The following is a 13,324-nucleotide window of genomic DNA, read 5'->3' on the forward strand; positions in this document are numbered from 1 at the left end:
GGACGGGCCCGCCACAAATTCAGATTAAGGGAGAGAAGAGTCATGAACAAATGGAGATCTGTATTTCTGCCCCTCGTAATTGCAGCTGCTGTAGTAACCGGCTGCAGCGGCGGAGGCAATGATGCCGCGCCGCAGTCGAATACGCAAGGGGGCAGCAACGCCACCCCAACAGGTTCTGCCAAAGCGGAGAAGACCTTCACGGCGCTGCTGGACAACAATCCAACGTTCCCTTATTCCAAAAGCTGGCCAATCTGGAGCTGGCTGAAGGAGAAAACGGGAGTCATGCTGGAGGTGCAGACCCCCTCGGGTAAGCTGGATGAGAGCCTGAACCTGGCAATTGCTTCCAAGGCGATGCCGGATCTGATGTATATGCCCAACCGCAAGGATTCGAATAAATTCGGGCAGCAGGGAGCGCTCGTGGACCTGATGGAGCATATGGATAAGCTGCCGAATTTGACGGCCTGGATGAAGCAGTACCCGGAAGAAGCAAAGGCCGCGTTGTCCGCCGACGGCAAAATGTACATGTTTCCGAACCAGGGCTTCGGCGAAACGAACCGCATGATCTGGATGTACCGCAAGGACATTTTTGACAAGGAAGGCATCCAGGCTCCAACCACTTATGAAGAGCTGCACACGGCCTTGAAGGCCCTGAAGGCGAAATACCCGGACAGCTATCCGCTCTCGATCCGCTACGGGCAAATCCCGGATGAGATGAATGCCAACATGACGGTCAACTACGGGACCGGTGAAGGCGCATATTACGATTTTGACAATAAAGAGTGGCGTTATGGGCCGACGGAAGACAATTACAAGACTATGGTGGGCATGTGGAAAAGCTTTTATGACGAAGGTCTGATTCCGCCCGACTTCCTCTCTCTGCAAACCAAGCAATGGCAGGATATGGTCTCCACCGGCAAATCGTTCGTGACGATTGATTACATCAGCCGGATCGATTTCTTCAACAATGCGATGCAAAAGGAAAATCCCGAATTCAACATGCAGTTCATGGCCCCTCCGGCCGGGATTTCCGGCGGCAAGCAGCTGAATCCGTATTTTCATTATATGGAAGGCGGCCTGACAGTGGCATCCACCTCCCAGAACATTGATGATGTGATGAGTTATATGGACTTTTTCTATTCTGAGGAAGGGCGTACGCTCAGCAGCTGGGGCGTGGAAGGCGAGACGTATGTGAAGGAAGGCGACGTGATTAAGTTCAAGCCGGAATATAACGATGTGATTGAAATGCGCAAGCAGACGGGACTTCAGACCAGCGGGACGTATACCTGGATTGATTTTGGCGCGCATCTGTCACTGTTCTCGGACGATCTGAAGCATGCCTATGAAGAAGCGGCCAAATATGATCCGTCCGCGATGCAGCCGCGGCCCGCTTTTACGGAGAAAGAGAATGAAGTGATCTCCATTACCGGCCAGGCGATCAAAAAGCACCGCGACGAGAGTTTCGCTAAATTCGTTACCGGCTCGCGTAATCTGGCTGACTGGGACAAATACGTGGAAGAGATTAACAATCTCGGCGTAGACAAGCTCTTGAACACCTACAAAGAAGCGTATGACCGTGTGCAGAATATTCAATTGAGCGGCAACTGATCGGACTAACGGCAAGAGAACCTTAAACAATTGCAGGTTGGGAAAAGGAGGCTTCGCCTATGAAACAAAGGCTTGTGCACTCGAAAAGCAGGCTGGGAAACATTCTGTCGATGCTTGTACTCATCTTGACGATTGGAATAGTCGCCCCTGACAAGGCCGGGGCAGCCGGCACCCTTACGCTGGACGCGCCAACGGGTGGATATGTGACCACCGGCGGGGTAGTGGAGATCAGCGGCACCTATACGGGCCTCTATGATGTCCGCCTATATGTGGACGGAACGGCCCAATTCGAAGCGGTACTGGACGACCCGGACGGGAATGACAGCGGCACCTGGTCCTATACGCTCGATACCTCCCGTTACAACGGGAGCCTGGAGCTGGTGGCCCGGGGGCTGGACACGGTCACCCGGTATGGGGTGTGGAGCCTAACGGCCAGCCTGACGGTTAATAACCCGGAAGGCGCCGCGCCTGCGGTTACCATCACGGGTCCGGGCGAGTGCGTCCCCTTAAGCGGCCAGGTGGCGGTTACGGTTCAGGCCGACTCATCGGCTCCGGTCTCGCTGGTGCAGGTCCGGGTGAACCGGGGACCTTGGAAGCCAGCGGCTGTGCAAGGTGCTGAGTATGTATACATCTGGGATACGGCGGGCCTCGGGGACCGCACGGTCAGCCTGGAGGCCAGGGCGACCAATGCTCCCGGACGTTACGGCTACAGTCCAACTGTATATGCCCAGGTAGGTAGCGGTACGCATGAACCGCCGGTTCCGCTGCCCGGACAGGACCGGGCTATGTGGATCTGGGAGCCGGAGAGCTACAAGCTGCTGCTGAACCCCGGTTCGCGGCAGGTGCTGGAGTCTTTCATCACGGATACGGAGACGTTCGGTTCTGAACCGGTACAGACGCTGTATCTCGCTGCGGGCAGTTATGCAGGCTACCGGGCGCTGGAGGAGCAGGAAGAAGAACTGCGCTCGTTCATACGCTGGGCGCACGGCAAAGGCCTGAAGGTGCAGGCACTGGTTGCGGGAGGAACATCACCAGCCTATATGGGAGCTTATGAGCGTTATCACAGCCACGCCGTACGGGAAATGGAACAGATCATCAACTACAATCTTGCTGTGGTCGATAACGAGAAATTCGACGGTATCAATGTGGATATTGAGCCATATATCTCTCCGGACTTCAAAGACCCGAGCAAATTTCTGCAGAAGGAATATCTGGACGGGCTACAAAAAATGATTGACCGCCGGGACGCCGCCGGCATCCGGCTGCCCTTCGGTCCTGCCGTGCCCAAGTGGTACGACTCTTCAGAACAGGGCGCGGATATCCTCTGGAATGGCTCCACAAAGTGGCTGTCCGAGCATATCCAGGACATCTCCGACTATATCTCTATTATGGACTACCGCGATACGGCGGACGGTTCCGCCGGGATTATTGCCGGAGCAGCCGGAGAACTGGCTTACGCCGAACAGATCGGCAAGCCGAATTCCGTGGTGATCGGGGTGGAAACGCTCGATATTGCCAATAGCGGCGACCCTGAGACGATCACCTTCTGGGAGGAGGGGCGCACCCATATGGAAGCCGAGCTGGACAAGGTGTATGCAGCTTCCGGGCAGAGCAGCGCTTTTGGCGGCCTTGCCGTGCACCACTATGATTCCTACCGGGACTTGCCGTCCTACTGGGGACCGGGCGGTGTGTTCTGGGCAGCACCGGCGGATCAGGAGGCCCCGTCTGCTCCTGCGGGCACACCGACCGCTGCGGCCAGCGATTACCAGACGGTTAAGCTGAACTACGGCATGGCCACGGACAACATGGAAGTGGAGCGCTATATGATCTACCGGAGCACGGTCCAGGGCTTCACGCCCACCTTTACGGACATCGCCGGGCTCGCCCGCGGCTTGAATTACCAGGACAAAGGACTGCTGCCGGATACAACTTACTATTACCGGATCGCGGCCCGAGATTTGCAGGGCAATATCGGACCGTTCTCCAGTGAAGTGTCGGCTACGACCGGCAGCACTTCGCTTAAGCCGATGATTGTCACAGACATGAATCTGACTTATACAGGTTCGGCGGCATCGGCCACGATGAAGGTTCGGGATTACCGCACCGGGGCGGTACTCGCGGGTGCAGTCCTGGAGGGCAGATTCACATATTCTATCGGCCGCTACGTTAGTGGAACGACCGGAGCAGACGGAAGTGTCACGCTCGGCTCGGAAGCGGTGGCGGCGGGGCGGCAGGCCGGGTTTGAGGCGCGGAGAATCCGGATGGCCGGTTATTATTATGCCAGTGCGCTGGATCAGCCGCATGCAGCGACGGTACTGCAGCCGTAGGGTCAGGGTACAGATTACCACGTTTTGTGGTGGATTCCGCCAATGGATCAGCAAAGGCAAGAGGTTTGCCGGGAAAGGATGATTCGAATGACTGAAACGAAGCGGATGAAGGTGGATAACAGTGCTAATCCGCTAGAGACACACAAGGTGGAGTGCATGACCGTTCAGGTCTATGACCAGCGTAGTCAGATGGGCGCTGCGGTGGCAGCGCAGGTGGGACAGAAAATAAGGGAATTGCAACAGGATTCAACACGTCAGGTCCGAATCGTATTCGCCGCTGCTCCGTCGCAGAATGAACTGTATGAAGGACTGGTGCAGGAACAAGGCATTGATTGGTCCCGGGTCTGCGCTTTTCATATGGATGAATACATCGGGCTTGCGGATGCGGCTCCCCAGCGCTTTGGACGCTACTTGACGGATCGGCTGTTCAGCCGGGTGAACCCGGGCCGGGTGGAGCTGCTGTATGGCCTTGAAGACACGGAGCAGGAATGCCGCAGATATGCGGCCTTGCTGAGCGAGGCTCCGATTGAAATCGTCTGCCTCGGAATCGGAGAGAACGGGCATATTGCCTTCAATGACCCGCCTGTCGCTGATTTTGCCGATCCGCTGCAGGTCAAGGCGGTGGAACTGGAGGCAGCCTGCCGCCGCCAGCAGGTGAACGACGGCTGTTTTGCCAGGCTGGACGAGGTGCCGACCCATGCGCTGACGCTGACCGTGCCGGCGCTGATGGCCGGCCGGCATCTATACGCGATTGTGCCCGGAGCGTCCAAACGCAGCGCGCTGCAGTCAGCGCTGCGTGACCCGGTTAGCACGGCCTGTCCCGCGACCATCCTGCGCACCCATCCGGATATCACGATGTTTACGGACCGGGATGCCTTCGGCCTGTGAACAGGCGGATTACAGGAAGGCATTATAAGACCGGGCTGCCGGTCGAGGTGAGTGTCACGGAGGGGCGGATCACCAGCGTCACGGAAATTGCGGTGGAGCCGTCCGTGGCCAACCTGCCCTGGCTGGCACCGGGACTGGTCGATTTGCAGGTGAACGGCGGCTGGGGCCTGGATCTCAACACGCTGCCGCTGCGGCCGGACACCGTGCTGGAACTGTCCCGCCGCTTGCTCAGCAAGGGTGTAACCGGCTATTGCCCGACGCTGATTACGAATGGCACCGCCCAGCTGGCTGCGGCGGCTTCCGCCATTGCGGAAGCGGTCCGGCAGGACCCGGGCACCGCAAGGGGAATTGTGGGCCTTCATCTGGAAGGTCCCTTTCTCTCGCCGGAGGACGGTCCGCGCGGCGCACACCCCCTGGAACACATTGGCCCGCCGGACTGGGAGGCCTTGTGCCGCTGGCAGGAAGCGGCGGAGGGGCTGATCCGCATCATCACCGTCTCCCCGGAATGGCCGGGTGCTGCCGCATTCATCCACCGGTGCCGCGAATCGGACATCCTCGTCTCCATCGGGCATACGGCGGCCACGCCGGAGCAGATTCGCGAGGCGGTAGCCGCAGGTGCAGTAATGTCTACACATCTGGGCAATGGCACCCATCTGACGCTTCCCCGCCACCCCAACTATCTGTGGGAACAACTCGCGGCAGATGAACTCTACGGCTGCATGATCGCGGATGGCCATCATCTGCCGCCTGCCCTGCTGAAAGTGATACTGCGGATGAAGCGCGGGCGCGCCATCCTGGTCAGCGATGCCGTATCGCTGAGCGGAATGCCGCCGGGCACCTACCGCCTGCACATCGGCGGGGAAGTCACATTGACAGCGGAGGGGCGGCTGCATCTGGCCGAGCACCCGCAGCTGCTGGCCGGTTCGGCGATGATGCTGCCGGATCAGGTGGCTTATCTTGCGGGCGCGGGACTGGCCTCGCTGGCTGAGGCCTGGGATTGTGCTTCGGCGCACCCGGCTGCATTGCTGGGGCTGGAACAGGCCGCAGGTCTTGCGGCCGGAGCACCCGCTGATTTGGTGAGCTTCCGCCATGACGGCGTGACCCTTACGTTAATGGAATGCTGGAAGAACGGCCGGAGCAGGTCTTGCAGCAAGTACAGCAAAGATTAGGAGGAGAAAGATGCAGAGCTTGATACCACAACCGAAGCAGAGCCAAGCGAAAGAGGGGGGACCCTTGCGGCTCCGTGAAAAGATAAGCCTGAGCCTCTTTATGGAGCAGGCCGATCCCAGATTGGAGATCCATTGCCGCCGGGCGTTTCCGGAAATGGAATTGACCTGCGTTACGTTAGGGAGAGGCTATTCGCTGCTTATTCTGAGCCTCACAGGGCAGGAAGCGCAGGGAGCACAGCAGGAGAGTGAAGGGGCCCACGCTAGCGTGCCTTTCACCGGCACAGACGAAGCAGACCTGGCCGTACTTGCCGGCCGGGCGGGAGGGTACAGGCTGGAGGTGTCGCCGGGCCGGGCCGTGATCCGCGCGCTGGATGCACCGGGCTTGTATTATGGACTCCAGACCTTGCTCCAGCTGCGCAGCCCCGGCGGTGAAGTTCCCGCAGTGTCCATCGTGGACTGGCCGGATACGTCTTTGCGGGTGATGAATTTCGACCTGCGCCAGACGTTCTCGAAACCGGAGCTGCTGATGGCGTATTTGGCAGAGTTCGCCCGCTATAAGACCAACGCGGTCTTAATTGAATATGAGGATAAGTTTCCCTTCCAGGGGTATCCGGAGTTTGCGCATCCGCAGCATGCGTTAAGCCTCTCGCAGCTGGAGGAGCTGAAACGCACAGCCCATGAGTATTTTATTGAAATCATTCCTCTCCAGCAGAGCTTCGGACATTTGGAATATGTGCTCCGACACGATAGCTGGCGGCACTTGCGCGAGACGGAGCAGTCCACCGGGGAGATCTGCCCGTCGCAACCGGAAACGTTCGTGCTGATTACAGGTCTGCTCCAGGAGATGATGGATGCCCACCCGGAATCACGCTATATCCATCTCGGCTGCGACGAGGTCTACAGCTTGTGCGAATGCGAACGCTGCAAAATCCAGTTTGGGGGCGTGCGGGAGCGGGCGTTTATCGCCTTTTTGAACCAGCTGATCGAATATACAGCAGGCCAAGGCAAACAGCCGATCTTCTGGCATGACATGCTGGACAAATGCCCGCCGGAGGAATTAGCGAAGCTGGACCGGCGTAGTGCGGCGATGATCTGGATCTACAACGGGCGCAACATAGAAGCGGAGGTTACTTCGCTTACGGAGAAATTCAGGGCACTCGGCATTGAAGTCATGGGGGCTCCGGCGGTGCGCAGCTTTGACTGGGCCGAGCATCAGAATTATCCGGTACTGCTGAACCGGACGGACAATCTGCTCCAGTGGGCGGAGACGGCGGATAAGCTGAACCTGGGCTGCGTGGTCGCCACGAATTGGACGGGGCCTTTCAGCCTCGGCGTGCCTTATGGTGTCTTTGAGACCACCTGGTACCCCATGCTGCTGCATGCGGATCTGGCCTGGAACCGCAAGGCGGATACATCTACGTTCATCGACCGGTTCCTCGCGCGGTTCCATGGCATTGATCCCGGGACCGGCCACGCCCTGCTCGGCAATTACCGGCTGGAGGATTATTATGAGATCATTTGGAAGCTGCGGGACGAAGTGTGTGAGCATAAGGAGGAAGCGGAGCTGATTGCCATCATGCATGATTTTGAGGTGGCGACGGACCGCTCAAGGGCGATCCACAAATATGTGTACCGCTGGGAGCTGTATCGGGGAGACGACGCGGAATGGCGCTCGCTGCTGAATAATTACGTGAGGAACCGCAGCGGACGCGAGAATGTTCTGCCACGCATGAGGGCGGCTTTGGAGCGGGTGCAGCCGCCTGATATGGCGGAGCATTTTGTGAAATCCCGCTTCTATCTGCATGATTATCTGGAGCGGACGCTATACCGGGAGCTGGGGCTGGAAAAGGCCAAATAAGCAAGGGAACTGGGTATGGAACAAGTGGTAAGGATTCCGCTGCCTCACCAAGGCGATGGAAACCGAAGAACAAAAAGGGAGTCCGCAGGATGTCTTAGAAGCCATATGATTGGCTGCCGGGACATCCTGTTTTTGGATTAGTATGGGGTGCAGCCCGCTTCTGAGAGTCGATAGTCTACAGCCGCACGCCCATCATTATGTGTAGCTTAGAAATGTTTCACTTGTAACAGAATGGAAATCTGCACAGGAACAAAATCCCACTTTTGAGCGTCTATATCATTGAATCAACGGATTCAATCGAAGCTGCTAACGAAAATGCACTGGGGGAGAATGAAGATGATACTAGCTCGAATAGGCCATAACTTAACAAAAAGCACACTTATAGCATTATGTATACTGCTTGTGCTGCTGAATGGCACGGTTGCCGCAGAGCCGGGTGCGGACAAGAAGACAACCGCCATATTTACGGCGGAGCTGCAGAGCGCCATAGATGGGGCGCAGAAGGTTCTGCTGGCCAAGCAGCCGTTTCCGGACGAAGCAGCTGTAGGCTTCTTCAAAAATGGGGTCAAGCTGCCCAAGGGATACCTGGAGCAGACTGCAGACAAGATTCTGGAGCAGCGCGGCAAGTTCGCGAAGGTGACAGATCTGACCCGTACCGCACTGGCGTACAGCGCGGCGGGCGGCAACCTCAACAACATTGCCGGCATTGATCTGTATCCATTCCTGATGAACCATGCCGGAATCGACACGGAAGGGGCCGCTGCGGTGGCAGCCGCTTACATTACGTCTAACAATTCCTATTCAATTTCTATGGAGCGGACCAACCGTTATCCCGATATGCTCTTTAATCAGCTGCTCGATATGCAGCTGGCGGATGGCAGCTGGCCATTGGCCGGCCAGGCGCAGGGAGATCCGGCCGCCACAGCCTGGGTGCTGACGGCACTTGCCCCGCAGCTCGGGTCAGAGCAGACAACTCAGCCTGTGCAGGAGGCCTTGGTGTGGCTTAGATCCAAGCAGCAGCAAGACGGCGGGTTCGACGGCAAGACCGCGACCACGGCGCAGGTGATGGTTGCATTATCCTCGCTTGGAATTGACGTTGCGGATTTCGCCACGGAAGGCGGCTTCTCTTTGCTGGACCATCTGCTGTCACGGAAGCTTCCGGAGGGCGGATTTGCGCAAACGGCAGGAGGTGGGGGCGACATTCAGGCCACCAGTCAGGCCTATCTGGCGCTGACCTCATATAAGCTGCTGTCCAAGCAGGCCGGGCTGCTCTACAGTGGCCTGCATCATGCCGGACAAGGCCAGGTTGCGATTCATATCGAAGGGCCTGGGAGCACGCTTGCCACGGGACATGTCTCCGGCGGAGATGCGCTGAAGGCGGCAACGGCTTTTTTACAGGAAAAGGGGCTTGCCTATAAGCTGAATGCAGATTCGGCCAAACCGTCGTTTACGGCTATCGAGGGTATCCAGAACGGACGTTATAACGGGAAGGGAGAATGGAGGCTTGCCGTGTTCAACGGCAGTTCATGGTTATATGCACATAACTCCATGGGCAGGCTGACTATTGGCGACGGAGATCAGCTGCTGGTGTATTATGCGGATCATATGGAGCTGGTCGACCAGATGCAGATCGAATGGAAACTTAAGGACGGCCAGAAGATGAATGGATTTCCGGCTGCCCATACCCCGTTTGACCTGTACATCAAAAAATCGGACGGCCAGGTTGGCGGCCTCCCGGCCTGGGGGGTTACCGTGACGCTTCAAGGGAAAAGCAAGGTGGCCGACAGCGCGGGGAAAGTGTCCTTTGCCGGCATCAAGCCCGGCGTATATCCTGTGCAAATCACTAAATACCGCAAGGATGCGGCGCCCGGCATAGTGAAGAGAACAGTTGCGCTGCATGTCTCTTCTCCGAATCTCGATACTTTTGCAGATGCGAAGCAAGTAGCGGGATGGGCGCGTTACGATATGGCCATGGCTCTGAGCAGCGGTTATATTCAAGGCGTGAGTGCGAACGGGAACGTGCTGGCTCCTAAGCAGAAGCTGACCCGGGCGGAATTCCTGGCCCTGCTGCTGCGTCTGTTGCGTGAATTTCCTGATGCCCAGGCAGTCTCCGGCTTTCAGGATGTGAAACCGGGCAAATGGTACAGCGGCACCATCGCCAAGGCCGTGGAGCTGGGTATTGTCAGCCGTTCCTCCGGCAAGTTCGAACCGGACCGCGGAATTACCCGCGAAGAAGCAGCGGTTATGATTGCCAAGGCCGCCCGGTTCTCCGCGTACGGCAGCCCGGACCGTGTGAAATTCGCCGATACATCCAGCTTGCCGCAGGCTAGCCGCCAGGCGATTCAGGCGGTGAATGAACATGAAGTGATGACTGGCAGTAACGGGCGTTTTGATCCGAAGCAGGTGCTGGTCCGTGAGCAGGCCGCGGCGATTCTGGTCAGAGTGCAGAAATTAATGCCGGAAGTCCTCTACTGATGGAACAAACAACCCGGGATATGATAAGCTCATGAGAGCCAGGACAGTTCTATATAGAGGAGGGAAATCTATGAGCAGCTTGAAAACAGGCAATATCTATTCTGGATTTCAAGTCGTACGAGAGGAATTTATCCAGGAGATTGAATCCTCCGTGTTCACGATGGAGCATCAACAAAGCGGCGCAAGGCTGCTTTTTGTGCAGAATCAGGATGACAATAAGGTATTCAGCGTCAGCTTTCGGACCCCGCCCGAAGATAGTACGGGAGTCTTTCATATTTTGGAGCATTCGGTCTTGTGCGGCTCGGACAAATATCCGGTGAAGGAACCGTTTGTGGAGCTGCTCAAGGGCTCGATGCAGACGTTTCTGAACGCATTTACGTTTGGGGACAAGACGATGTATCCGGTGGCCAGCCGGAATGACCAGGATTTCTCCAACTTGATGGAGGTCTATCTGGACAGTGTGTTTAAGCCGAATATTTATAGGCAGCAGGAGATTTTTGAGCAGGAGGGCTGGCATTACGAGCTGCAGCGTGCGGAGGATGAGCTAATCTACAAAGGTGTGGTCTACAACGAGATGAAGGGCTCTTATTCCTCGCCGGTGACCGTACTGATGGACCGGATCAAAAAGTCGCTTTACCCGGACACGATTTACCGTCATTCCTCCGGCGGAGATCCGCAGGATATCCCTGCGCTGACCTATGAGCAGTTCCTTGCGGCGCACAGCAATTATTACCACCCGTCTAACAGCTATTTTTATCTCTACGGAGACGTTAATATTGAAGAGAGACTGCAGTTCATTCATGAGGAATATCTCAGCCGGTACACCCCTAATGATTTCGATACTGCTATTGCTGTGCAGCAGCCGACCGGAATAACCGAACTTTCGGCGGAGTATCCCATTCTGGAGACAGAAACGGCCACAGACAAGACCTATCTGAGCATGAACTATGTCATTGGCACCGCCTTGGACCGGGAACTTAACCTGGCCTTTGATATTCTGAAAAGCATGCTGATGGACAGCAACGCGGCTCCGCTGAAACAAGCCCTGCTCGAAAGCGGTCTGGGCAAAGACGTCTTTGCGTTCTATTCCGACAGTATGGTCCAGCCGCTGCTGGGTATTACACTGACTCACTCCAACCCCTCTTCCAAGGATGCGTTCGTGGATCTGGTCAGAACTACGCTGAGCCGCCTTGTTGCGGACGGCCTGGATGAGAAGCTGGTGCTGGCCGCTGTCAACAGCAAGGAATTTGAACTGCGTGAAGCAGACTTTAACCGGTATCCCAAGGGACTGACCTATAATATCGAGGTGATGAAGGCCTGGCTGTATGAAGGAGAGCCGTCAACCCATCTGGAATATGAGGCAGTCTTTGCGGCCATTAGGGAAAAATGCGCGGACCGTTATTTCGAGCAGCTGATTGAGACCTATTTGCTGAACAGTGACCACTGCAGTGTGGTGATGCTCAATCCGTCCAAGACGATTGCGGCTGAGAAGGAAGCTTCGACCCGTCGGCAGCTTGGCGAATTTAAAGCATCTTTGTCTCCAGAGCAGCTGGAGCAGCTTGTCGACAGTACACAGAACCTGCTGTTCCGGCAGAGCCGTCCGGACACGGCCGAGGATCTGCTGAAGCTGCCGAAGCTGTCCCTTCAGGATATTGACCGCAGCGCTGAACCGCAGGTGCCTACACATGAATACACGCATGAGGGCATTAAGCTGATTCACCATGAGGTGCAAACGAACAAAATTGCCTATATTAAGCTTTATTGGGATACGGAGGTCATAGCGCCTGAACAAATTCCCTATCTGGTGCTGCTGGCGGAAATCCTTGGCCAATTGGAGACCGATGCTTACAGTATTGAAGAGCTCACGAGTGAAATCGGGATCAAAACCGGGGGGATTCGTTTCCAGAACGAGGTGTTTGGGGCTGCCAAAGATTCCGAAGCCAGTTATCAGCCCAAATTCAGCGCACGCGTAAAAGTCATGAAAGGCAACATCGGCGATTCCCTGGAGCTGCTCCATGAGCTGCTCTACGGCAGCAATCTGGATAACCTGGCCAAGCTGCAGGAAATCGTCCGCCGTGAAGCCTCGCAGATGGAATCGATCCTGAATCAGAAGGGCAATGAAATCGCGGCCGGCCGTTTGCTGTCTTATTTCTCCGATATGGGAGCATATCAGGAGCAACTCGGTGGTGTGGCCTATTACCGCTTTATCCGGGAGCTTGCCCGCCCTATCGATCAGCAGAGTGAACAGTTGGCAGACACCCTCAAAGGCATCTGTGCTACACTCTTCAACAAGCGGAATTTGACCCTCTCAGTGACCGGAACACCGGATATCTATGAGGAATTCGCTGCAAATTTGACTAAGCTGAATCTCCAGGACCGGCGGGTGGAGCCTAAATCCATCATTAAGGCACAAGGTGACGCACGTAACGAAGGTTTCATGTCCGCAAGCCAGGTGCAGTATGTGGTTAAGGGCTATGACTTCACCAAGCTTGGTTTTGCGTATTCCGGCAAGATGCAGGTGCTCAAAAAAATCCTCAGCCTGACCTACCTGTGGAATGCCGTACGGGTGAAGGGCGGGGCTTATGGCGGGAATCTGATCCTGCGCAGAGACGGTATGCTCGTGTTCACTTCCTATCGTGATCCGAATTTGCAGGAGACGCTCGAGGTCTACGATCAGGCGTACCGTTTCGCCTCGGGCTACGAAGCAGATGAGGACGAGATGACCAAAGCGATTATCGGCACGCTCGCGATGTTTGACCAGCCGCTGAGTCCCAGCGCGCAAGGGCGGCGGGCGGACCGGCATTATTTTGAACAGATTACCGGGGAAGAGCTGCAGCAGGAACGCAATGAAATCCTGTCGGCTACACCAGAAGACATTAGACAATATGCCGGGCTGCTTCAGGCTGTGGCGGAACAGAATTATTTCAGTGTGGTCGGCAATGAGTCCAAGATGAAATCGGCACAAGCCTTATTCGGCAGCCTAGAGGAATTGGTGATGTAAC

At 56.4% G+C, this 13,324-nt stretch carries 7 protein-coding genes; all 7 read left to right on the plus strand.

Annotated elements, in window-relative coordinates; genetic code table 11:
- Positions 1-42: 42 nt before the first annotated feature.
- The 7 genes from IEY53_RS20360 (at position 43) to IEY53_RS20390 (ending at position 13,323) form a co-directional block, all read left to right on the plus strand.
- The gene (locus IEY53_RS20360; protein ID WP_189028223.1) at positions 43-1,605 is read left to right on the plus strand and encodes an extracellular solute-binding protein; all 1,563 of its coding nucleotides are present in this window, start codon (positions 43-45) and stop codon (positions 1,603-1,605) included.
- Positions 1,606-1,664: 59 nt separating this feature from the next.
- Entirely contained in the window at positions 1,665-3,932 is a 2,268-nt protein-coding gene (locus IEY53_RS20365; protein ID WP_189028225.1) for a fibronectin type III domain-containing protein, read from the plus strand.
- An 87-nt stretch (positions 3,933-4,019) separates the two neighbouring features.
- Entirely contained in the window at positions 4,020-4,820 is an 801-nt protein-coding gene (locus tag IEY53_RS20370; RefSeq protein ID WP_229696258.1) for a glucosamine-6-phosphate deaminase, read from the plus strand.
- Positions 4,817-5,989, plus strand: a complete 1,173-nt coding sequence (locus tag IEY53_RS20375; protein WP_189028227.1) for an N-acetylglucosamine-6-phosphate deacetylase — start codon at positions 4,817-4,819, stop codon at positions 5,987-5,989. Before IEY53_RS20370 ends, IEY53_RS20375 begins: the two co-directional genes overlap by 4 nt.
- Positions 5,990-5,999: 10 nt before the next feature.
- Entirely contained in the window at positions 6,000-7,847 is a 1,848-nt protein-coding gene (locus IEY53_RS20380) for a family 20 glycosylhydrolase (protein WP_189028229.1), read from the plus strand.
- Positions 7,848-8,183: 336 nt separating this feature from the next.
- Positions 8,184-10,322, plus strand: coding sequence for an S-layer homology domain-containing protein (locus IEY53_RS20385; protein WP_189028231.1), 2,139 nt, complete (start codon positions 8,184-8,186; stop codon positions 10,320-10,322).
- Positions 10,323-10,392: 70 nt separating this feature from the next.
- Positions 10,393-13,323: an insulinase family protein gene (locus IEY53_RS20390; RefSeq protein WP_189028233.1), complete on the plus strand. Its 2,931-nt coding sequence runs from the start codon at positions 10,393-10,395 to the stop codon at positions 13,321-13,323.
- The last annotated feature ends 1 nt before the right edge of the window (position 13,324 follow it).

Origin of the sequence: Paenibacillus albidus (assembly GCF_014644435.1) — a bacterium.
GTDB classification, from domain to species: Bacteria; Bacillota; Bacilli; order Paenibacillales; family Paenibacillaceae; genus Paenibacillus_AQ; species Paenibacillus_AQ albidus.

Bases quoted from the DNA above. Each gene is read 5' to 3' on its own strand.
- IEY53_RS20360 (WP_189028223.1), top strand. From the start codon at position 43: ATGAACAAATGGAGATCTGTATTTCTGCCCCTCGTAATTGCAGCTGCT.
- IEY53_RS20365 (WP_189028225.1), top strand. From the start codon at position 1,665: ATGAAACAAAGGCTTGTGCACTCGAAAAGCAGGCTGGGAAACATTCTG.
- IEY53_RS20370 (WP_229696258.1), top strand. From the start codon at position 4,020: ATGACTGAAACGAAGCGGATGAAGGTGGATAACAGTGCTAATCCGCTA.
- IEY53_RS20380 (WP_189028229.1), top strand. From the start codon at position 6,000: ATGCAGAGCTTGATACCACAACCGAAGCAGAGCCAAGCGAAAGAGGGG.
- IEY53_RS20385 (WP_189028231.1), top strand. From the start codon at position 8,184: ATGATACTAGCTCGAATAGGCCATAACTTAACAAAAAGCACACTTATA.
- IEY53_RS20390 (WP_189028233.1), top strand. From the start codon at position 10,393: ATGAGCAGCTTGAAAACAGGCAATATCTATTCTGGATTTCAAGTCGTA.